Here is a 21,471-nt window from a genome sequence, read left to right on the forward strand (position 1 = left end):
TTTTTTCCAGCCCGGGGGTGCGCTTTGCGCGAAATTGTCCTGATTAACATCACAGGTGAGGACCGTCCGGGTCTTACCGCAGCCATTACTGGTGTCCTCGCCCAGGGTGGTGTGACCATTCTCGATATCGGCCAGGCCGTGATCCACGACACCCTGTCGTTCGGCATCCTGGTCGAGATCCCGAGCACTGAGCAAGCCTCGTCCGTGCTCAAGGACATCCTGTTTACGGCCTATAAGCTGGATCAGCAGGTACGTTTCACCCCGGTCTCCGAGGAGGATTACCAGCATTGGGTCGCTGGCCAGGGTAAAAAACGCCATATCGTCACGCTGTTGACGCGCCGGGTGACCGCTGAGCAATTGCAGCGGGTCAGTTCCATCACCGCGCAATATGGCCTGAATATCGATCATATCGACCGTCTGTCGGGCCGCATGCCGCTGGATATGCCGGCGGACCAGGGCAAGGGCTGTATCGAGTTCTCTGTGCGTGGCGAGCCGGCCGATCCGCAGGCCCTGCGCGCCGAGTTTCTCAGCGTCGCCCAGGAGTTGAACGTCGATATCGCCTTCCAGGAAGATTCGTTGTTCCGGCGCAATCGCCGCCTGGCGGTATTCGACATGGACTCGACCCTGATCGAAGCCGAAGTCATCGACGAGTTGGCCAAGGCGGCGGGCGTTGGCGAGCAAGTCTCTGCGATCACCGAGCGCGCCATGGCGGGTGAGTTGGATTTCCGCGCCAGCTTCAAGGAGCGCCTGGCGCTGCTCAAGGGCCTGGACGTCAGCGTGCTGGACTCCATCGGTGCATCCCTGCGCTTGACCGAAGGTGCCGAGACCCTGTTCGCCGAGCTCAAGCGCCTGGGCTACAAGACAGCGATTCTGTCGGGCGGCTTTACCTACTTCGCCAAGCAATTGCAGGCCAAGCTGGGCATCGACTATGTGTTCGCCAACGAGCTGGAAGTAATGGATGGCAAGGTGACGGGCGTGGCGGTCGAGCCGATTGTCGACGCGCAGCGCAAGGCTGACTTGCTCAAGGAGTTGGCGCACAAGGAAGGTTTGCGTCTGGAGCAGACCATTGCGGTCGGCGACGGTGCCAACGACTTGCCGATGCTGGCTATCGCCGGGTTGGGTGTAGCGTTCCGTGCCAAGCCGTTGGTCAAGCAGTCGGCCAAGCAGGCGATTTCGACGTTGGGGTTGGACGGTGTGCTGTATCTGTTGGGCTTTCGCGACCGCGACGGCCAACTATAAGCACCCGATCCCCCTGTAGGAATGGGATCGAAAATGTGGGAGCTGGCTTGCCTGCGATAGCGGTGTTGGATTTACCATCGTCATCGCAGGCAAGCCAGCTCCCACATTGATTGGGTTGCAGCTTCAAATCTGCTGGGGGATCAGGCCTTTGGCAGCGCGATACCCTGGCCCATCTGCACCGGGGTGCCTGCCGCCAGCTCTTGCGCCCACTGCACCTGGTCCGGGCCAAACAGCACGATCGCCGTGGAGCCAAGCTTGAAGCGCCCCAGTTCCGCACCTTTTTCCAGGTGGATCGGCGCACGGGCGGCTTCGTCGTAACGGAAGGTTTTCAACTCGCGCTTGGGTGGTGTTACCAACCCAGCCCATACGGTTTCGATCGACGCCACAATCATCGCGCCCACCAATACCACGGCCATCGGGCCGCGTTCGGTATCGAACAGGCAGACAACTCGCTCATTACGCGCAAACAACTCCGGCACGTTTTCGGCGGTGGTCTGGTTGACCGAGAAAATCCGCCCTGGCACGTAGACCATTTCCCGCAGGGTGCCGGCCAATGGCATGTGCACGCGGTGGTAGTCCTTCGGCGACAGGTAGATGGTGGCAAAGTCACCGCCCATGAAGGGCGCAGCAACGGCCGCGTCGCCACCGAGCAATTCCAGCACGCTGAAACTGTGGCCCTTGGCCTGGAACACGCGCCCGTGTTCAATCGGGCCGAGTTGGCTGACTGCGCCGTCTGCCGGGCTCAACACTGCGCCCGGGGTCGGGTCCAATGGGCGCGCGCCGTCTTTCAGGGCACGGGTGAAGAAGGCGTTGAAGTGCTCGTAAGCGGTCACGTCCTCCACCAGTGCCTGGGACATATCCACTTGGTAACGTTTGGCGAACCAGGTGGTGAAGGCATTCTTGAACCAGCGCACGCGGCACTCGGCAATGCAGCCGGCCAGGCGCGACAGCAGGTGATGGGGCAGCAGGTACTGGCTGAGGATAAACAAACGCTTTTTCATGAACTGTCCTTAAACCTTAAATCTCGACGGGGGTGTCGGGGTGGTTGCCCCATTCGCCCCAGGAACCGGCATAACCTTTGACTCGCGGATAACCGAGCGCCTTGGCCACCAGGTAGGTGAAGCCAGAACGGTGGTGAGTCTGGCAGTGGGTAATGATTTCTTTGTCTTTGGTCAGGCCCAGGCTTTCGAGGATCTGCGGCATGTCGCGGCGGATTCGCAGGTTGCGCGCCGTGTCCATGCCCGCAGTCCATTCGAAGTTCACTGCGCCGGGAATATGCCCGCCCTTGGCCGCAAGGACTTTCTCCCCCGAGTACTCCAGCGGCCCGCGTGCATCCCAGATCCCCAGGTCGGCAGCGCCGAGGCGGCTTTGCAGGTACTCGCGGGTGGCGGTGGGCTCGTCGTGCAGGGTCAGGCTGACCGGCCCGGCGACGGCGGCAACGGCCTCGGTGGACACCGGATGCTGTTCATCCAGCCACGCCAGCAGGCCGCCATCGAGGTAGTGATACTTCTTGTGGCCGATCACGTCGAGCAACCAGATGAACCGCCCGGCCCAGCCGCCGCCCTCGTCGTCGTACACCACGTAGGTGGCGTCCGGGGTGTGGCCCAGTTCGCCGAACAGCTTTTCCAGGTCGGCCTTGGCCGGCAACAGCCCCGGCGCGGGTGGCTGGCCCAGTTGGGTGCGCTTGGGATCAACGAAGTGCGCGCCGGGGATATGCCCTTGGGCATAACGGGCGGCGCTGGTGAGGTCCACCAGAATCAACTGCTCGGCGGCGAGGCGACCCAGCAGATCGCTGGGCTCGATCACCAGCGGCAAGCCAGAAAAGTCAGGCATGTGAGGTCTCCCGGGCACTAGGTTTGGGCGATAAAAGAGGGCGATTGTAACGCAAGCATCAGGTGGTGCGGTTGGTAAAGCAGTGCAGGGCTTTCTCGATGCATTGGGCGGTTTTGCCGAAGGCCTGCACGGTGGTTTCGGAGAACGGCCCGCCACCCTGGTCGGCAATCATCAACATCACCACCCGGCCGTTACAGCTCAGGGAGCGCAACAGCAGGTGCTCGCCCACGAACAGGCGGCGCACGGAGGCAGGCAGCAGCGCCGCGAATTGTGCGTGATTGTCCGGGGTCAGGCGCACTTGTGCAGATTTCTCCAGCAAGCGTTGCAGCAGCGTGCTTTGTGCGGTCTCAAGGCTCAGGTTGGCGGCGTCCTTGGGCAGGCCGTCGACCTGATGCACGCGCAACATGGTCAGGGCCTTGTCGGCCATCAGCAGCATGACGCGCTGCATGCCGCTGGCCACCAGGGCCTCCTTGGCGCAGGTGGTCAAGTGCATGGCGTTGGCGAAGCGGCTCGGCTCTACCAGCAACTCGCTGCACCGCTTGCGCCAGATCGCCAGGGCTTCGGCTGTGGGTGGTGGTGCTGGCAGCAGGCCGCGATGCACACGCTGCACATGCCATGGCCAGATCAGCGCCAGCGCTGGATGCCAGAGGCCTGGGGTCAGGGTATGGCGGGCGCTGATGGCGGCCTGTTGGTGCACTTGCTGCTGCACATCGGCCAGCGGTTGTTGCAGGTACAGCGCCGTGAGGTACTGCCAGCGCTGGGTGTGCGGGCAGGTCCAGGACTCTTGCGCCGCCAGTGCCATGCCATTGGCCAGGAGCACGGTGTTGGCCGGCTGGTTCAGCCAGCGGCGCAACGCGGGGTCGTCATCGAGTTTTTGCTGCTGGCTCAGCGGCACTTCATCGCGGGCGATGTGCAGGGCCTTGACCAGCAAACGTTGTTCCTTGAGCAGCAGTTGGTAGCCCTGGGACACCCAGATCGGCAGGCGCCAGGCCTCGGTCAGCCCCAGGCACAGCTCCAGCAGGCGCACACCAAACAGCTCCTGCTCGACCTTGCGTGCCGACTGGCCCTTGTGGATCACCCGCAGTTCCCATTCTTCCAGGAGCTTGGGGTAGGCCACGGCCATCGGCCACAGCGGCGAGAGAAACAGCAGGCTGCCCCAATGGATATCCTGCCAAAGGCGCGCCAGGCGGCTGGCGAACAGGCCGCTGGCTTGCTGCGAGGCATGTTGGCTGATCAGTTGCAGTTGGCGCAGGGCCACGGGGATTTCATTGAGTGGCACTGACGGCAGGCGTGCGAGCAATTCTTCGGTGCGCTTGAGGCCGAGGCGGTTGATCGCCACTTCAAGGTTTTCTGCGGGTTCCGCCAGGCTGCCGTGGGCCTGGTTGTTGGCTTCGCGCATGACGCTCAGGACCAGTGCCGGGCTGTCTTGCATCAGTTCTGCAATATCTCGCAACGAACGGCGGCTGTCGCCGATGGCCTTGCACACGGCCATGTGGCTCGCTTGCGGGACGGGCAGGTGAATCTCGTCCAGGCGCTTTATCCAGCCGGCCAGAGAGTTGGGTTTTGTAGTTGGGACTGTCGTTTCGTTTGCCATGATTGGGGCGCGATCATCACTTGCGGTCAACACGCCCGGAGCGGGCCGAACTGGCTTTTCGCCTTAACGGGCTATAGTCTGGCGCAGTTTTGCCGATAAGTAGAAGAAGAGTTTTTAGATCTTCCGAATATGTCCATGAACCCGACGGCGCAAGTACTCATCCCCTATGGCTAAAATTATCGGCATCATCGTCGTCATCGCAAGCGTGCTCGGCGGATACGTTCTGTCCCACGGTAAAATTGCTGCGCTGATCCAGCCCTTCGAAGTGCTGATCATCGGCGGTGCGGCGTTTGGCGCTTTCCTGCAGGCTAACCCAGGCTACATGACCATGCACGTGGTCAAAAAGTCGCTGGGCATGTTCAGCTCGCGCTTTTCCCACACGTTCTATTTGGAAGTGCTGGGCCTGGTCTACGAGATCCTCAACAAGAGCCGCCGTGAAGGCATGATGGCTATCGAAGCTGATATCGAGGACGCCGCGGCGAGCCCGATCTTCGCCAAGTACCCGGCCGTGCTCAAAGACGACCGCATGACGGCCTACATCTGCGACTACCTGCGCATCATGTCCTCCGGCAACATGGCCCCGCACGAGCTGGAAGGCTTGTTCGACATGGAACTGTTCAGCCTCAAGGAAGAACTCGAACACCCATCCCACGCCGTGACCGGCATCGCCGACGGCATGCCCGGCTTCGGTATTGTCGCGGCGGTACTGGGTATCGTGGTGACCATGGCGTCCCTGGGCGAAGGCGACCAGGCCGCGATCGGCATGCACGTTGGTGCAGCGTTGGTGGGAACCTTCTTTGGTATTCTCGCCGCTTATGGCTTCTTTGGTCCGCTGGCCACCTCCCTGGCCCACGATGCCAAGGAAGAGCTCAATATCTACGAAGCCATCAAGGCGTCGCTGGTGGCATCCGCTTCGGGCATGCCGCCGTCCCTGGCCGTGGAATTCGGGCGCAAGGTGTTGTATCCGAAGCACCGTCCGAGCTTTGCCGAGCTGGAACAAGCAGTTCGCGGTCGCTAAGCCATGGAAAACAACCAGCCAATCATCATCAAGCGCGTCAAGCGCTTCGCTGCCGGGCACCACGGCGGTGCCTGGAAAATCGCGTTCGCCGACTTTGCGACGGCGATGATGGCGTTCTTCCTGGTGCTGTGGCTGATGTCCACTGCCACCCCTGAACAGAAGATCGCCATTGCCGGTTATTTCAAGGATCCCATCGGCTTCTCCGAGAGTGGTACGCCGTTTGTGATCGACCTGGGTGGTTCGCCTGAGTTGGCTCCCGAGCGCACCATCAACCCGGAAGTGCAAACCGAAGCGCCCCAGGAAAACATCCCGATCGAACGCCAGACCGTCGAAAGCATGGCCGAACAGGTCGAGCAGGAACGTCTGGAATTGTTGCTGCAAGAGTTGCAGAACAAGGTGGATGAGAACCCGCAACTGCAAAAATTCAAGGACCAGATCCACTTCCAGATCACCCCGGATGGCCTGCGTATCCAGATCATGGATGCGGCTAACCGCCCGATGTTCGATTCTGGCAGTGCGCGCTTGAAGCCTTACTTCGAAGACATCCTGCTGGCCATGGCCGACACCATCAAGGCGGTGCCGAACAAGATCAGCGTCAGCGGCCACACCGATGCCAAGCCTTATTCGGGCCTGGGTGATTTCGGCAACTGGGAGCTGTCGGCCAACCGTGCCAACGCTGCGCGTCGTGCCCTGGTGGCCGGCAGTTATCCGGATACCCAGGTAGCGCGCGTGGTGGGTTTTGCTTCATCGCAGCTGTTTGATGTCCAGGACCCGTTCAACCCGGTCAACCGGCGCATTGATATCGTCGTGCTGACCAAGAAGGCCCAGCGTGCGATTGAAGGTGATCAGGTACCAACGCCGCCAGTGCCGACCCAAGGCGACGGCGCACCGGGTGAAGTGCCGGTGGACCCGAACGCCCTGCCGCCAGAGCAGCAGCCGTTGCCAGCGCATGAGTTGCGCCAGAAGCTCAATCTGTTTGATGAGGGTGGGGTGAAGGCTCCCGGAGAAGCCCCGGCCGGGAGCTGATGCGCTTTGTGTGGGAGCGGGCTTGTGTGGGAGCGGGCTTGCCCGCGAAGACGTCGGCCCAGTAAACATTGAGGTTGGCTGACCCACCGCTTTCGCGAGCAAGCCCGCTCCCACACAAGCCCGCTCCTACATAAGCGTGTGCCTACAACTTAATAGCTGCTCTCTGGCAAGCTGGCGATGATCGAGCGATAGCTGTTCATCCGCTGCTGCTGCACGCGCCCGTCTTCCAGCGCCTTGAGCAAGGCGCAGCCCGGCTCGCGGTCATGCTTGCAGTCGCGGAAGCGGCAGGTGCCGATCAAGTCGTTGAACTCGATAAAGCCGGCTTCCACATCGCTGCGGCTGACGTGCCCCAGGCCGAACTCACGGATGCCCGGTGAGTCGATCAACTCGCCCCCGCCCGGGAAGTGAAACAGGCGTGCGGTGGTGGTGGTGTGCGTGCCCTGGCCGGACAGTTCCGACAGCGGACCGACGCGGGTCTCGACTTCCGGTAGCAGGCTGTTGACCAGCGACGACTTGCCCACGCCCGACTGGCCGACGAACACGCTGATGCGCCCGTCCAACTGCTGTTGCAGTTGTTCCATGCCATTGCCATGGTGCGCGGAGACTTCCAGCACCGGGTAACCCAACTGCCGATAAACCGCGAGCAGCGCATTCAGCGCCGGAGCGTTTTGTTCGTCGATCAAGTCGAATTTGTTCAGCAGCAGCAGGGGGCGGATGCCCGCGTGTTCGGCGGCCACCAGGTAGCGGTCGATCAGGTTGGCGTGGGGCTCGGGCAGCGGAGCGAAGACGATGACAATCATGTCGACGTTGGCCGCTACCGGTTTGAGCTGGCCACGGCTGTCGGGGCGACGCAGTTCGGTGGTGCGCGGCAGTTGCGCAACGATCACCCCGATGCCCTGGTTGCCGGCACGCCAGACGACTTTGTCGCCGGTTACCAGCGCCGGCAGGTTGGCGCGCAGGTGGCAGCGGGAAACCTGGCCCGCCAGTTCGCCTTCCAGCGCCTCGACTTCGACCTGTACCCCAAAGTGCGCGATTACCAGGCCCGTTTGCTCGGGTCCCAGGTCGCCGCCCTCCAGCGCTTCCACGGCAGAGGACTCACGTTTGGCGGCGCGGGCAGCGCGTTCACCCTGGATCTTTTCGATGCGCCAGTTTTGGCGACGGTTGAGCTGGCGTTTGGCCATTGGTGTTCCGTGTCGATAATGCAAAAGGTTGGGTAAAACGGTCGCGAGTCTAGCACGCCGCCGCCTGCTAAACTGCGCAGCTACGCCAAGGTGCCAAGGAACTACGACATGCAAAACCCACAGAACCTGATTTGGATCGATCTGGAAATGACCGGTCTGAACCCTGACACCGACGTCATCATCGAGATGGCGACCATTGTCACCGACAGCAACCTCAACACCTTGGCCGAAGGTCCGGTGATCGCTATCCACCATAGCGACGCGGTGTTGGCCACTATGGATGAGTGGAACACCCGCACCCACGGCAACTCGGGCCTGACCCAGCGTGTGCGCGACAGCCGCATCAGCATGGCCGAGGCTGAGGCCGAGACGATTGCCTTCCTGGAAAAATGGGTGCCCAAGGGCAAGTCGCCGATCTGTGGCAACAGCATCTGCCAGGACCGCCGCTTCCTCTATACCCATATGAAGGCACTGGAAAGCTACTTCCACTACCGCAACCTTGACGTGTCGACCTTGAAAGAACTGGCCGCGCGCTGGGCGCCGGAGGTCAAGGACAGCTTCCACAAGGGCAGCACCCACCTGGCCCTGGACGATATCCGCGAGTCGATTGCCGAGTTGCAGCATTACCGCAAGCATTTCATCAAGGCCTGATCCTACCGTTTGGCAGGTTTGTTGTGGGTATGTCGTGGCGAGCGGGCTTGCCCCGCGCTGGGGCGCGCAGCGGCCCTAATTCAGCCACTGCAACCCTTCGGTCGGATATCATCGCCCAATATCGGGGCTGCTACGCAGCCCAGCGCGGGGCAAGCCCGCTCGCCACCACACGCCAGCTCTGCACAATATTCCTGCAAGGATCGCCATCATGCTGTTGATGCTCTACCTCATCGCCATCACCGCCGAAGCCATGACCGGTGCCTTGTCCGCCGGTCGGCGCGGCATGGATTGGTTCGGCGTGGTGCTGATCGCGTGCGTCACAGCCCTTGGCGGCGGTTCGGTGCGTGATGTGCTGCTCGGCCACTACCCGCTGACCTGGGTCAAGCACCCGGAATACCTGGTGCTGACCTCAGTCGCGGCCTTGGTGACGATCTTTATCGCGCCGCTGATGCGCCATTTGCGTTCACTGTTTTTGGCGCTGGACGCCGTGGGCCTGGTGGCCTTCACGCTGATCGGCTGCATGACGGCCCTGGAAATGGGCCACGGCATGCTGGTGGCTTCGGTCAGCGGCGTGATTACCGGGGTGTTCGGCGGCATCCTGCGGGATATCTTCTGCAACGACATTCCGCTGATCTTCCGCCGCGAGCTGTACGCCAGCGTGTCGTTCCTCGCGGCCTGGTGCTACATGCTGTGCATCTACCTCGAACTGCCCAGCGAGCAAGCTATCCTGCTGACCCTGTTCAGCGGTTTTCTGCTGCGCCTGCTGGCGATCCGCTTTCATTGGGAAATGCCCAAGTTCGTCTACAACGACGAGCACTGACGGATTGCGTGCTGGTTCAGTGCCCATTCCACATGTTCGCGGACCAGTTCAGAGGGGTAATCCCGGCGCGCCTTCAACGCTTCGAGCACCGGAATGCTGGAGGGCGCATTCCCCAGGCCCACGGCCAGGTTGCGTAGCCAGCGCTCGTAACCGGCACGGCGCAGTGGCGAGCCTTCGGTGCTGCTGAGGAATTTATCCTCGTCCCACATAAACAACTCGGCCAGTTCGGCGTTATCCAGGTTGTGGCGCGGCTTGAAATCGCTTTCTCCTGAAGGTCGGGCGAAACGATTCCACGGGCAAACGATCTGACAGTCATCACAGCCGAACACGCGGTTGCCAATCAACGGCCGCAGGTCTTCGGGGATCGCGCTCTTCAACTCAATGGTCAGGTAGGAAATACAGCGCCGGGCGTCCAGTACATAGGGCCCGACGAACGCATTGGTCGGGCAGATATCCAGGCAGGCGGTGCAGCGGCCGCAGTGTTCGGTGCTGTGGGGCGGGTCGATAGGCAGCGGCAGGTCGACAAACAGCTCGCTGAGAAAGAAGTAACTGCCGGCCTTGCGGTTGAGGACCAGGGTGTTTTTACCGATCCAGCCCAGGCCGGCCTTTTCAGCGATGGCTTTTTCCAGCACCGGGGCGCTGTCGACAAAGGCGCGAAAGCCAAACGGGCCGATCTGGGCCTGGATGCGGTCGGCCAGTTGCTGCACGCGCTTGCGGATCAGCTTGTGGTAGTCGCGGCCCAGGGCGTAGCGGGAGATGTAGGCTTTTTCGGGTTGGGCCAGCAGTTGCGCCATTTGTGTGTCGCCGGGCAGGTAATCCATGCGCAGGGACACCACGCGCAAGGTGCCGGGTACCAGTTCGTCGGGGTGCGAGCGCTTGCTGCCATGGGCGCCCATATAGTCCATCTCGCCGTGGTAGCCCGCGTCGAGCCAGCGCTGCAGGTGCTGTTCATGCTCGGCCAGGTCCAGGCCGCTGATGCCGACTTGTTGAAAGCCCAACTCGCGGCCCCAGTCTTTGATCGATTGGGCGAGGGCGGGCAGATCGGTGGTAATAGCAGGCATGAGACGAGAGAAACCGCAGGTTAGATGCGTATAATTCTGCCAGACATCGGAGCTTGAAGACGCATGCCGCAGACAAAACACGAAATAACCGACGTTCAGCCGCTGTTGCCTGGCCATTTGCCGCAACTGGCTGCGCGCTCCCCAGCGGCCCACAAGGGCCAGTTTGGCCATGTCCTGGTCATTGGCGGCGACCATGGCTTTGGCGGCGCGTCGCTGCTGAGTGCCGAAAGCGCACTGCGCAGCGGTGCTGGCCTGGTATCCCTGGCGACCCGCAGCGAGCACGTCCCGGCAGCCCTGACCCGTTTGCCGGAAGTCATGGTGCGGGGCGTGCATTCGGCCAATCAGCTGATGGCCCTGCTGGAAAAAGTCTCGGTGATCGTTATTGGTCCCGGCCTCGGCGACATGGCGTGGGGTAAAAGCCTGCTGTCGGTGGCTGCCAATGCCCGTCAACCCCAGGTCTGGGATGCTGATGCACTGAACCTGCTGGCCGCAGGCCATGTAGCTCTGCCGGGCGGTTGTGTGATCACTCCGCACCCTGGGGAAGCGGCGCGGCTGATGGGGATCTCGACAGCCGAGGTTCAGGCCGACCGGCTTAAGGTGGCGCGCGCGCTGAGCCAGAAATTCAATGCCGTCACGGTACTCAAGGGCGCTGGCAGCCTGATCGCCAGCCCGGATGGGCGGGTGGCGCGTTGCGATCAGGGCCATCCCGCCATGGCGTCGGCGGGTTTGGGCGATGTGCTTGCCGGCCTCACCGGCGCGCTGCTGGCCCAGGGCATGCCGGCGTTCGAGGCCGCCAGCCTGGCGGTGTGGTTGCATGCCACGGCGGGCGACCGTCAGGGTAGTTTTGGTCGCGGCTTGGCTGCCAGCGACCTGATTCCCGCCATTCGTCAGTTGTTGGAGGAGCAGTCACCGTGTCTGAAGTAACGCTGTTTATTGCGGATGAGGAGGCCATGGTGGCTTTTGGCAAACGCATTGCCGAAATCACCCAGGGCGCGGGCCTGATTTTTCTGCAGGGCGATCTGGGTGCCGGCAAAACCACGCTGTCGCGCGGCATTATTCGTGGGCTTGGCCATACCGGCGCAGTAAAAAGTCCGACGTTCACTTTGGTAGAACCTTACGAGATCGGTGACGTGCGGGCGTTCCATTTCGACCTCTATCGCTTGGTGGATCCCGAGGAATTGGAGTACATGGGCATCCGCGATTACTTCGATGGCGATGCGTTATGCCTGATCGAGTGGCCGGACAAGGGCACAGGCTTTTTGCCAAAGCCTGACCTGACCATTACCATTACCCCGCATGACAATGGGCGTCAGTTGAAATTGTTGTCCCAGAGCGCGCGCAGTGAGTCCTGGTGCGCCGCTTTGGCTTTGGAATTCTAATAATGGGTGGGTTAGGTATGCGCTTTCGCGCGTTGGTTGCTGTCGTGGGGGTGTTGCTTGCGGCAATGACTGTCAATGCTCTGGCCGCTTCACAGGTAAAAAGTGTGCGCCTGTGGCGAGCGCCGGATAACACGCGACTGGTGTTCGACCTGTCTGGCCCGGTCCAGCACAGTGTCTTTACCCTGACGGCGCCTGATCGCCTGGTCATCGACATCAATGGTGCGACCCTGGCCGCGCCGTTGAAGGTTTCCACGGCCAACACGCCGATTACCGCGATGCGCTCGGCCCAGCGCACGCCGACCGACCTGCGGGTGGTCATCGACCTGAAGAAGGTCGTCACACCCAAGAGTTTTTCCCTCGCGCCGAACGCCCAGTATGGCAACCGCCTGGTGGTCGACCTGTTTGACAACCCGGCCGACGCGGCGCCAGCCCCTGCGCCAACGCCTGCTGTTGCCACGACGCCTGCGGTGCCGGTCAACCCTGCGCAGCCCCAGGTCAAGTTGCCACCGCTGCCGCCCGCACCGGCCGGCAAGCGTGACGTCATCGTAGTGATCGATGCCGGCCACGGCGGTGAAGACCCGGGCGCCTCCGGTTCCCGTGGCCAACACGAAAAAGACGTGGTCCTGGCCATTGCCCGGGAATTGCAGCGCCAGATCAACGGCATGAAAGGCTACCGCGCCGAATTGACCCGTACGGGTGACTATTTCATCCCATTGCGCGGGCGTACCGAAATCGCCCGCAAGAAGGGCGCCGACCTGTTCGTCTCGATCCACGCCGACGCCGCACCGTCGAAGGCCGCCTTTGGCGCCTCGGTGTTTGCCCTGTCGGATCGCGGCGCCACGTCTGAGACTGCACGCTGGCTGGCCGATAGCGAAAACCGCTCCGACTTGATCGGCGGCGCGGGCAACGTGTCCCTGGATGACAAGGACCGCATGCTCGCTGGTGTGTTGCTTGACCTGTCGATGACCGCCTCGCTGACCTCCAGCCTGAACGTCGGGCAGAAAGTCCTGACCAACATGGGCCGGGTCACGCCGCTGCATAAACAGCGGGTGGAGCAAGCCGGGTTTATGGTGCTCAAGTCGCCGGATATCCCCTCGATCCTGGTGGAAACCGGCTTTATCTCCAACGCCAACGAAGCCAACAAGCTGGCCAGTGCCAGCCATCAGCAGGCCCTGGCGCGCTCCATCAGCTCTGGCGTGCGTCAGTTCTTCCAGCAGAATCCGCCACCGGGCACCTATATCGCCTGGCTGCGCGACTCCGGGAAAATTGCCCAAGGCCCGCGTGATCACCGGGTGCAGCCTGGCGATACGCTGGCCATGCTGGCTGTACGCTTCCAGGTGTCGGCCGCCACGTTACGCAGCGCCAACAGCCTGAAAACCGACGAACTGAAAGTCGGCCAGGTGTTGACCATCCCTGGCACTGAATTGGCAGCCCAGTAATGAGTGAATCGGTATTGAACAGCGCCTCGCGCATCGAATTGCTCAGCCCGCGGCTGGCCAACCAGATTGCCGCGGGCGAAGTGGTTGAGCGCCCGGCCTCGGTGATCAAGGAGCTGCTGGAAAACAGCCTCGACTCCGGCGCCAAGCGCATTGACGTGGATGTGGAGCAGGGCGGGGTCAAGCTGCTGCGGGTGCGCGACGACGGCAGCGGGATTTCCTCCGATGACCTGCCGCTGGCCTTGGCGCGACATGCCACCAGCAAGATTCGTGACCTGGAAGATCTTGAGCGGGTGATGAGCCTGGGTTTCCGTGGCGAAGCCCTGGCGTCGATCAGCTCGGTGGCGCGCCTGACCCTGACTTCCCGCACCCGTGGCGCCGAGCAGGCGTGGCAGGTAGAGACCGAAGGTCGCGACATGGCCCCCCGGGTCCAGCCGGCGGCCCACCCGGTAGGCACTTCGGTGGAAGTGCGTGACTTGTTCTTTAATACCCCGGCTCGGCGCAAATTCCTCAAGGCCGAAAAAACCGAATTCGATCACCTGCAAGAAGTCATCAAGCGCCTGGCCCTGGCCCGTTTCGACGTGGCCTTCCATTTGCGCCACAACGGCAAGACCATCCTCAGCCTGCACGAGGCCAACGACGATGCCGCGCGCGCCCGACGCGTATCGGCGATCTGTGGCGCGGGCTTCCTGGAGCAGGCGCTGCCGATTGAAATCGAGCGCAATGGCTTGCATTTGTGGGGGTGGGTAGGCCTGCCGACGTTCTCCCGCAGCCAGGCGGACTTGCAGTACTTCTTTGTGAATGGCCGTGCGGTGCGCGACAAGCTGGTGGCCCATGCGGTACGCCAGGCCTATCGCGACGTGCTGTTCAATGGCCGCCATCCGACCTTCGTGCTGTTTTTTGAAGTGGACCCGGCGGTCGTTGACGTCAACGTGCACCCGACCAAGCATGAAGTGCGCTTCCGTGATGGGCGCATGGTTCATGACTTCCTCTACGGTACCTTGCACCGAGCGTTGGGCGACGTGCGCCCGGATGATCAGTTGGGCGCGCCGATTGTCACTGCCGTCGTCCGCCCGACAGGGCCGGAGGCCGGTGAATTCGGGCCCCAGGGCGAAATGAGCCTGGCGGCCAACCTGCTGCAATCGCCGCAAGCCCAGCCGAGCTACCCGGCGGCGGGTTCCGGTGCAGGTGCCGGCTATCAATATCAATACACCCCGCGACCGCAATCGGCAGTGCCGGTGGCTGAGGCCCAGGCGGCCTATCGCGAGTTCTTTGCGCCGCTGCCCGGTGCCGAACCGGGCGCAGTGGCTTTGCCGGAAGGTGGCGGTGATATCCCGCCCCTGGGTTATGCCCTGGCCCAGCTCAAGGGCATCTATATCCTCGCGGAAAACGCCCACGGCCTGGTGCTGGTGGACATGCACGCGGCCCATGAGCGGATCATGTACGAGCGCCTGAAGATCGCCATGGCCAGCGAAGGCCTGAGCGGCCAGCCGTTGCTGGTGCCGGAGTCGTTGGCCGTCAGCCAGCGTGAGGCCGATTGCGCTGAAGAGCACCTGGCGGTGTTCCAGAAGCTGGGCTTTGAGTTGCAGCGCCTGGGGCCAGAAACCCTGGCGATCCGGCAGATTCCGGCTTTGCTCAAGCAGGCCGAGGCCAATCGGCTGGTAGCTGATGTGCTGGCGGACCTGATGGAGTACGGCACCAGTGACCGGATCCAGGCGCATATCAACGAACTGCTCGGCACCATGGCCTGCCACGGTGCAATCCGCGCCAACCGGCGCCTGGCCCTGCCGGAAATGAACGGCTTGCTGCGGGATATGGAAAACACCGAACGCAGCGGCCAATGCAACCATGGCCGACCGACCTGGACCCAAATGGGCCTGGATGATCTGGACAAACTATTCCTGCGCGGCCGTTGATGAGCTCTCTACCTCCCGCCATCTTCCTGATGGGCCCGACGGCCGCCGGCAAGACCGACCTGGCTATCGAGCTGACCAAGGTCCTGCCGTGCGAGTTGATCAGCGTCGATTCGGCCCTGGTTTACCGGGACATGGACATCGGCACCGCCAAACCGTCCAAAGAGCTGTTGGCCGCCCATCCCCATCGTCTGATCGACATTATCGATCCGTCGCAAAGCTACTCGGCGGCGGATTTTCGCAGCGATGCCCTTGCCGCCATGGCGCAAATCACCGCGCGGGGCAATATCCCGCTGCTGGTGGGCGGCACGATGCTCTATTACAAGGCGCTGCAGGAAGGCCTGGCAGACATGCCGCCCGCCGATCCGCAGGTGCGCGCCGAAATCGAAGAAGAGGCTGCGCGCCTTGGCTGGCAAGCCCTGCACGAGCAATTGGCGGCGATTGACCCGGTGTCTGCCGCGCGCATTCACCCCAATGACCCCCAGCGCCTGAGTCGGGCCCTGGAAGTCTGGCGCGTCAGTGGTCAGACCATGACAGCCCACCGCCTCAGACAATCTGCGCAAAGTACTGACGCAGGCACCTCTGGACCGGGACAATTGCCCTATACTGTCGCAAATCTGGCGATCGCTCCGGCGAATCGCCAGGTGCTGCATGAGCGAATTGCACAAAGATTCACAATTATGTTGGAACAGGGGTTCGTAGAGGAGGTCGTAGCACTGCGTTCAAGAGGTGATCTGCATCCGGGATTGCCTTCGATACGTGCTGTAGGCTACCGCCAAGTCTGGGATCATCTGGATGGCAAGCTGACGTCAGCCGAAATGCAGGAGCGCGGCATTATTGCCACGCGCCAATTGGCAAAGCGCCAGTTCACTTGGCTGCGCAGCTGGACTGACTTGCATTGGCTGGACAGTCTGGATTGCGACAATCTGTCACGCGCCTTGAAATACTTGGGAACGGTCTCCATATTGAGCTGAGTCCTTGCAATTGCCGTCTATCCTTGGGGGTGTGACGGTCACAAACTATCTATTTTTCCGATTTTTTATTATTGATCCTTAAAGGAGTGCGGCACATGTCAAAAGGGCATTCGCTACAAGACCCTTACTTGAATACTTTACGTAAAGAGAAAGTTGGGGTTTCCATCTATCTGGTCAACGGCATCAAGCTGCAAGGTACGATCGAGTCTTTCGACCAGTTCGTTATCCTGCTGAAAAACACCGTCAGCCAGATGGTCTACAAACACGCTATCTCGACAGTAGTGCCGGTTCGTCCAATTCGTCTGCCTAGCGCAACCGAATCCGAACAGGGTGACGCTGAGCCAGGTAACGCCTGATAGGAGTCTCCTTTGTTCTTTGAGCGCCACGGTGGTGGTGAGCGAGTAATCCTCGTTCACTTGGATGGACAGGACCCTGAGGCGCGCGAAGATCCGCAGGAGTTTCAGGAGCTGGCAAATTCGGCCGGCGCCGAGACCGTCGCGTTTTTTAACGTGCCGCGTCATCGGCCAACCGCCAAATTTCTGATTGGCAGCGGCAAGGTCGAGGAACTGCGCGACTTGGTCCATGCCGAAGAAGCCGATCTGGTGATCTTCAATCACATCCTCACGCCCAGTCAGGAACGTAACCTCGAACGTGTGTTCGAGTGCCGCGTGATTGACCGCACCGGTCTGATTCTCGATATTTTCGCCCAGCGCGCCCGTACCCATGAAGGCAAGCTCCAGGTCGAACTGGCCCAGCTTGACCACATGAGCACCCGCCTGGTTCGCGGCTGGACTCACCTTGAGCGTCAGGGTGGCGGTATCGGCATGCGTGGCCCGGGTGAAACCCAGCTTGAGACCGACCGGCGTCTGCTGCGGGTTCGCCTGCGCCAGATCAAGGGCCGTCTGGAAAAAGTACGCAGCCAACGCGAGCAATCGCGCCGTGGGCGTACGCGTGCGGATATCCCTACCGTGTCCCTGGTGGGCTATACCAACGCCGGCAAATCCACGCTGTTCAACAACGTGACCAAATCGGACGTGTGCGCGGCCGACCAGCTGTTCGCCACCCTCGACCCGACCTTGCGCCGTCTGGAACTCGACGACCTGGGGCCGATTGTGCTGGCCGATACCGTGGGCTTCATTCGCCACTTGCCCCACAAGCTGGTCGAGGCGTTCCGGTCTACGCTCGAAGAGTCGAGCAACTCCGACCTGCTGCTGCACGTAATCGATGCGGCCGAGCCTGACCGGATGTTGCAGATCGAACAGGTCATGGTGGTACTGGGCGAGATTGGTGCCCAGGACTTGCCGATCCTTGAGGTCTATAACAAACTCGATTTGCTTGAGGGCGTAGAGCCGCAAATCCAGCGTGACGAAAACGGCAGGCCCCAACGGGTCTGGCTCTCGGCGCGCGATGGTAGCGGTCTTGAGCTGCTCGAGCAGGCGATTGCCGAGTTGCTCGGTGGTGATTTGTTCGTCGGCACCTTGCGCTTGCCGCAGCGTTTTGCTCGACTGCGTGCTCAGTTTTTTGAGTTGGGCGCCGTACAGAAAGAAGAACACGACGAAGAAGGTGTCAGCCTGCTGGCTGTTCGTTTGCCTCGTTCGGAGCTCAATCGGCTGGTGAGTCGTGAGGGTGTTGTACCGACAGAGTTCCTCGAACAACACACTTTGCAATAAAAGCCTGAGAAAGCGGTTGTGCCGCTGTGGCAGGCATTCTGTAGCATTGGTCGGCGCGCCGTGGGTGCGTCTTTGCTTTATCAGATGGAGAGCGCTATGGCTTGGAATGAGCCGGGTGGCAACTCGAATAATCAGGATCCTTGGGGTGGTAAACGCCGCAATAATGGCGACCGCAAGGGGCCACCAGATCTCGACGAGGCCTTCCGAAAGCTGCAGGAAAGCCTGAATGGGTTGTTCGGTGGTGGAAAAAAACGTGGTGGTGACGACGGCGGTCGCACGAGCAAAGGCGGCGGCTACGGCCTGCTTGGCCTCGGTCTCGTGGCGCTGGCGGCTGTCTGGCTGTACAGCGCGGTCTATGTAGTCGACGAGCAGGAGCAAGCCGTGGTGCTGCGCTTCGGCAAGTACTACGAGACTGTCGGTCCAGGCCTGAACATCTACTTCCCGCCGATCGACAAGAAGTACATGGAGAACGTCACGCGTGAGCGTGCCTACACCAAGCAGGGCCAGATGCTGACCGAAGACGAGAACATCGTCGAAGTGCCGCTGACCGTGCAGTACAAGATCAGCAACCTGCAGGACTTCGTGCTTAACGTCGACCAGCCGGAAATCAGCTTGCAGCACGCGACCGAAAGCGCCCTGCGCCACGTAGTGGGCTCCACTGCGATGGACCAGGTGCTGACCGAAGGTCGTGAATTGATGGCCAGCGAGATCAAGGAGCGCCTGCAACGGTTCCTCGATACATATCGCACCGGTATCACTGTTACCCAGGTCAACGTACAGAGCGCAGCGGCACCGCGTGAAGTGCAGGAAGCCTTCGATGACGTGATCCGCGCCCGTGAAGACGAGCAGCGTTCGCGCAACCAGGCTGAAACCTACGCCAACGGCGTCGTGCCGGAAGCCCGTGGTCAGGCCCAGCGCATCCTTGAAGATGCCAACGGTTACCGCGACGAAGTCGTGTCCCGCGCCAAGGGTGAGGCTGACCGCTTCACCAAGCTGGTGGCCGAGTACCGCAAGGCACCGGAAGTCACCCGCGAGCGTCTGTACCTGGACACCATGCAGGAAGTCTTCACCAATACCAGCAAGGTACTCGTGACCGGCAACAAGGGTGGGCAGAACAACCTGCTGTACCTGCCGCTGGACAAGATGATCGAAGGTGGTCGTAGCGCTGGTAACACTTCGTCTTCCGCCAGTTCGACTGCCGCTGCCAACGAAGCGAGCGCCCGTGCGGCCGCTGACTTGCAGCAACAGCAAACACGTTCCAGGGAGAGTCGTTGATGAGCAATAAATCGCTGACCGCCCTGATTGTGGGTGTCGTCGTGGTCATCGCTGCCTGGAACTGCTTCTACATCGTGGCTCAGACCGAGCGTGCGGTGTTGCTGCAATTCGGTCGCGTGGTCCAGGCGGATGTCCAGCCAGGCCTGCATGTGAAGGTCCCCTACGTCAACCAGGTGCGCAAGTTCGACGCCCGCCTGATGACTCTGGATGCACCGACGCAGCGCTTCCTGACCCTGGAAAAGAAAGCCGTGATGGTTGACGCCTACGCCAAGTGGCGCGTCAAGGATGCCGAGCGCTTCTACACCGCGACTTCCGGCCTCAAGCAGATTGCCGACGAGCGTTTGTCCCGTCGTCTGGAATCGGGCCTGCGTGACCAGTTTGGTAAACGCACCCTGCACGAGGTGGTTTCAGGTGAACGTGATGCGTTGATGGCTGACATCACGCGTTCGTTGAACACCATGGCTGAAAAAGAGCTGGGCATCGAAGTGGTTGATGTTCGGGTCAAGGCCATTGACCTGCCCAAGGAAGTGAACCGCAGCGTGTTCGAGCGTATGAGCACCGAGCGTGAGCGTGAGGCTCGTGAGCACCGTGCCAAGGGTAACGAACTGGCTGAAGGTATCCGTGCGGATGCCGACCGTCAGCGTCGCGTACTGTTGGCAGAAGCCTATCGTGAGTCTGAAGAGGCTCGCGGTGACGGTGATGCTCAAGCCGCGGCGATCTACGCCAAGGCTTACGGCCAGGACCAGGAGTTCTACGCGTTCTATCGTAGCCTGCGTGCCTACCGTGAAAGCTTCGCGAACAAAACCGATGTCATGGTGCTGGACCCAAGTAGCGATTTCTTCCGCTACCTGGAAAAGTCCAAGTAACCCGCTGACTGGCTGGTTTCACTCCGTCGGGCGGCTAAAACGCTCGGCGGGGTGATCCTTTCGGAAAACGGGTGTATGATGCGGCAGCCGGGAAATTCCCGGCTTTTTTGCGTCTGCATGTTTGATTGTTGTTGTGCGCTGCAGGCGTGACAGGTTTTTCGAGGAAAGTGCCCGACGAGGCCCGTTACAGGCCATTCGTCACGTCGCTCTTGCGCGTGGTTTATGCAGGGGCCGGGTATTTTCTGCTTCACTCAAGGCTCGCCCAAGGGCTGGCCGGGTCATAGGGGAATGGCGTAATGGCAACGGTAGACCGCTGGCTGCTGCCAGATGGCATCGAAGAAGTACTGCCACCAGAGGCTGCGCGTATTGAAATCGCGCGTCGCCAGGTGTTGGATCTGTTCCAGAGCTGGGGTTACGAGTTTGTCGTGACTCCCCATATCGAGTACCTGGAATCCCTGCTGACCGGCGCGGGCCAGGACCTGGATCTGCGCACCTTCAAGGTCATCGACCCGCAATCGGGCCGGCAAATGGGCTTTCGTGCCGACATCACGCCGCAAGTGGCGCGCATCGATGCGCATACCCTGCGCCGTGAAGGGCCGAGCCGCCTGTGCTACGCCGGCAGCGTGCTACATGCCCAGCCGCGTGCCTTGTCGTCTTCCCGTAGCCCGATCCAGCTGGGCGCCGAGTTATACGGCGATGCAAGCCCGAGCAGCGACGTCGAAGTCATCAGTCTGATGCTGGCGATGCTGCAGTTGGCTGACGTGCCGGATGTGCACATGGACCTGGGGCATGTCGGTATCTACCGTGGCCTGGCCCGTGCGGCTGGTCTGTCCGGTGAAGTTGAGCAACAGTTGTTCGATGCCCTGCAGCGCAAGGCTATCGACGAAGTGATCGCCCTGACCGAAGGTGTGCCTGCCGATCTGGCTGGCATGCTGCGTGCGCTGGTGGATCTGTGTGGTGGTCGCGAAGTACTGGCCGCCGCCCGTGAGCGCCTGGCCAAAGCGCCTGCGCCTGTATTGGCGGCGCTGGACGATGTGCTGGCGATTGCCGAGCAGTTGTCGGCGCGCTTCCCGCAGTTGCCTTTGTATTTCGACCTGGGTGAGTTGCGCGGCTACCACTACCACACCGGTGTGGTGTTCGCCGTGTTTGTGCCGGGTGTTGGCCAAGCCATTGCCCAGGGCGGTCGTTATGACGATATCGGCGCCGACTTTGGTCGTGCCCGTCCGGCAACTGGTTTTTCTACCGATTTGAAAACCCTGGTGACCCTGGGGCGTGCTGAAGTCGAGCTACCGTCTGGCGGTATCTGGATGCCAGACAGTACGGACGCGGCACTCTGGCAGCAGGTCTGCCAGTTGCGCAGCGAGGGTCAGCGTGTCGTCCAGGCCTTGCCTGGGCAGCCATTGGCCGCCGCCCGTGAAGCGGACTGCGACCGGCAATTGATTCAGCAGAACGGGCTTTGGCAAGTATCGCCACTGGCTTCTTGAGTTTTCCTGCCGGCCAACGCCGGCACCAAGTTTGCGCGAATGAGGACAAGT

At 61.5% G+C, this 21,471-nt stretch carries 20 protein-coding genes; 15 read left to right on the plus strand and 5 right to left on the minus strand.

Annotated elements, in window-relative coordinates:
* Positions 1-24 precede the first annotated feature (24 nt).
* Complete coding sequence (gene serB, locus HKK57_RS11805; RefSeq protein ID WP_169390202.1) at positions 25-1,239, plus strand: phosphoserine phosphatase SerB; 1,215 nt, start codon at positions 25-27, stop codon at positions 1,237-1,239.
* A gap of 140 nt (positions 1,240-1,379) precedes the next feature.
* On the opposite strand, the gene asd is transcribed toward serB, so the two are convergent.
* From asd to HKK57_RS11820, 3 genes are read right to left on the minus strand one after another with little or no spacing between them, the layout of a single operon-like run.
* Entirely contained in the window at positions 1,380-2,240 is an 861-nt protein-coding gene (asd, locus tag HKK57_RS11810; RefSeq protein WP_070996440.1) for an archaetidylserine decarboxylase, read from the minus strand.
* Between the two features lie 16 nt (positions 2,241-2,256).
* The gene (locus tag HKK57_RS11815) at positions 2,257-3,072 is read right to left on the minus strand and encodes a rhodanese-like domain-containing protein (RefSeq protein WP_070996439.1); all 816 of its coding nucleotides are present in this window, start codon (positions 3,070-3,072) and stop codon (positions 2,257-2,259) included.
* Between the two features lie 58 nt (positions 3,073-3,130).
* The gene (locus HKK57_RS11820; protein ID WP_029299137.1) at positions 3,131-4,666 is read right to left on the minus strand and encodes an HDOD domain-containing protein; all 1,536 of its coding nucleotides are present in this window, start codon (positions 4,664-4,666) and stop codon (positions 3,131-3,133) included.
* 166 nt (positions 4,667-4,832) lie between these two features.
* On the opposite strand from HKK57_RS11820, the gene motA reads away from it, so the two are divergent.
* Positions 4,833-5,684: a flagellar motor stator protein MotA gene (motA, locus tag HKK57_RS11825; RefSeq protein ID WP_029299136.1), complete on the plus strand. Its 852-nt coding sequence runs from the start codon at positions 4,833-4,835 to the stop codon at positions 5,682-5,684.
* A 3-nt stretch (positions 5,685-5,687) separates the two neighbouring features.
* On the plus strand, positions 5,688-6,710 hold the full coding sequence (motB, locus tag HKK57_RS11830) for a flagellar motor protein MotB (RefSeq protein ID WP_029299134.1): 1,023 nt from the start codon (positions 5,688-5,690) through the stop codon (positions 6,708-6,710).
* A gap of 149 nt (positions 6,711-6,859) precedes the next feature.
* On the opposite strand, the gene rsgA is transcribed toward motB, so the two are convergent.
* Complete coding sequence (rsgA, locus tag HKK57_RS11835) at positions 6,860-7,891, minus strand: small ribosomal subunit biogenesis GTPase RsgA (RefSeq protein WP_029299566.1); 1,032 nt, start codon at positions 7,889-7,891, stop codon at positions 6,860-6,862.
* Positions 7,892-7,999: 108 nt separating this feature from the next.
* Here rsgA and orn point away from each other — a divergent pair, with 108 nt between their 5' ends.
* Positions 8,000-8,542 (plus strand): oligoribonuclease, encoded by a 543-nt coding sequence (orn, locus tag HKK57_RS11840; protein WP_010213620.1) that lies wholly within the window; start codon positions 8,000-8,002, stop codon positions 8,540-8,542.
* A 205-nt stretch (positions 8,543-8,747) separates the two neighbouring features.
* Entirely contained in the window at positions 8,748-9,362 is a 615-nt protein-coding gene (locus HKK57_RS11845; protein ID WP_169851492.1) for a trimeric intracellular cation channel family protein, read from the plus strand.
* Here the strand turns inward: HKK57_RS11845 and queG are convergent.
* The gene (gene queG / locus HKK57_RS11850) at positions 9,344-10,423 is read right to left on the minus strand and encodes a tRNA epoxyqueuosine(34) reductase QueG (protein WP_029299568.1); all 1,080 of its coding nucleotides are present in this window, start codon (positions 10,421-10,423) and stop codon (positions 9,344-9,346) included. The two genes, HKK57_RS11845 and queG, sit on opposite strands and share 19 nt — an antisense overlap.
* 63 nt (positions 10,424-10,486) lie before the next feature.
* Here queG and HKK57_RS11855 point away from each other — a divergent pair, with 63 nt between their 5' ends.
* The 10 genes from HKK57_RS11855 to HKK57_RS11900 all read left to right on the plus strand — a co-directional run bounded on the left by HKK57_RS11855 (position 10,487) and on the right by HKK57_RS11900 (position 21,420).
* Positions 10,487-11,347, plus strand: coding sequence for an NAD(P)H-hydrate dehydratase (locus tag HKK57_RS11855; protein ID WP_169390203.1), 861 nt, complete (start codon positions 10,487-10,489; stop codon positions 11,345-11,347).
* Positions 11,335-11,802, plus strand: a complete 468-nt coding sequence (gene tsaE / locus HKK57_RS11860) for a tRNA (adenosine(37)-N6)-threonylcarbamoyltransferase complex ATPase subunit type 1 TsaE (protein ID WP_029299575.1) — start codon at positions 11,335-11,337, stop codon at positions 11,800-11,802. Before HKK57_RS11855 ends, tsaE begins: the two co-directional genes overlap by 13 nt.
* Positions 11,803-11,819: 17 nt before the next feature.
* Positions 11,820-13,241, plus strand: coding sequence for an N-acetylmuramoyl-L-alanine amidase (locus HKK57_RS11865; RefSeq protein ID WP_029299576.1), 1,422 nt, complete (start codon positions 11,820-11,822; stop codon positions 13,239-13,241).
* Positions 13,242-13,255: 14 nt separating this feature from the next.
* Positions 13,256-15,154: a DNA mismatch repair endonuclease MutL gene (gene mutL / locus HKK57_RS11870; RefSeq protein ID WP_166647829.1), complete on the plus strand. Its 1,899-nt coding sequence runs from the start codon at positions 13,256-13,258 to the stop codon at positions 15,152-15,154.
* Positions 15,154-16,125, plus strand: coding sequence for a tRNA (adenosine(37)-N6)-dimethylallyltransferase MiaA (gene miaA / locus HKK57_RS11875; RefSeq protein ID WP_070996436.1), 972 nt, complete (start codon positions 15,154-15,156; stop codon positions 16,123-16,125). The genes mutL and miaA overlap by 1 nt, the downstream gene beginning before the upstream one ends.
* Before the next feature lie 95 nt (positions 16,126-16,220).
* Positions 16,221-16,481: an RNA chaperone Hfq gene (gene hfq, locus HKK57_RS11880; RefSeq protein ID WP_010221594.1), complete on the plus strand. Its 261-nt coding sequence runs from the start codon at positions 16,221-16,223 to the stop codon at positions 16,479-16,481.
* 12 nt (positions 16,482-16,493) lie between these two features.
* Positions 16,494-17,795: a ribosome rescue GTPase HflX gene (hflX, locus tag HKK57_RS11885; protein WP_169390204.1), complete on the plus strand. Its 1,302-nt coding sequence runs from the start codon at positions 16,494-16,496 to the stop codon at positions 17,793-17,795.
* Between the two features lie 96 nt (positions 17,796-17,891).
* Entirely contained in the window at positions 17,892-19,070 is a 1,179-nt protein-coding gene (gene hflK / locus HKK57_RS11890; RefSeq protein ID WP_029299584.1) for an FtsH protease activity modulator HflK, read from the plus strand.
* The gene (gene hflC / locus HKK57_RS11895) at positions 19,070-19,936 is read left to right on the plus strand and encodes a protease modulator HflC (RefSeq protein ID WP_010213607.1); all 867 of its coding nucleotides are present in this window, start codon (positions 19,070-19,072) and stop codon (positions 19,934-19,936) included. The genes hflK and hflC overlap by 1 nt, the downstream gene beginning before the upstream one ends.
* A gap of 296 nt (positions 19,937-20,232) precedes the next feature.
* Complete coding sequence (locus HKK57_RS11900; protein ID WP_029299587.1) at positions 20,233-21,420, plus strand: ATP phosphoribosyltransferase regulatory subunit; 1,188 nt, start codon at positions 20,233-20,235, stop codon at positions 21,418-21,420.
* Positions 21,421-21,471 lie beyond the last annotated feature (51 nt).

This window comes from Pseudomonas sp. ADAK21, from assembly GCF_012935735.1.
GTDB lineage: Bacteria > Pseudomonadota > Gammaproteobacteria > Pseudomonadales > Pseudomonadaceae > Aquipseudomonas > Aquipseudomonas proteolytica.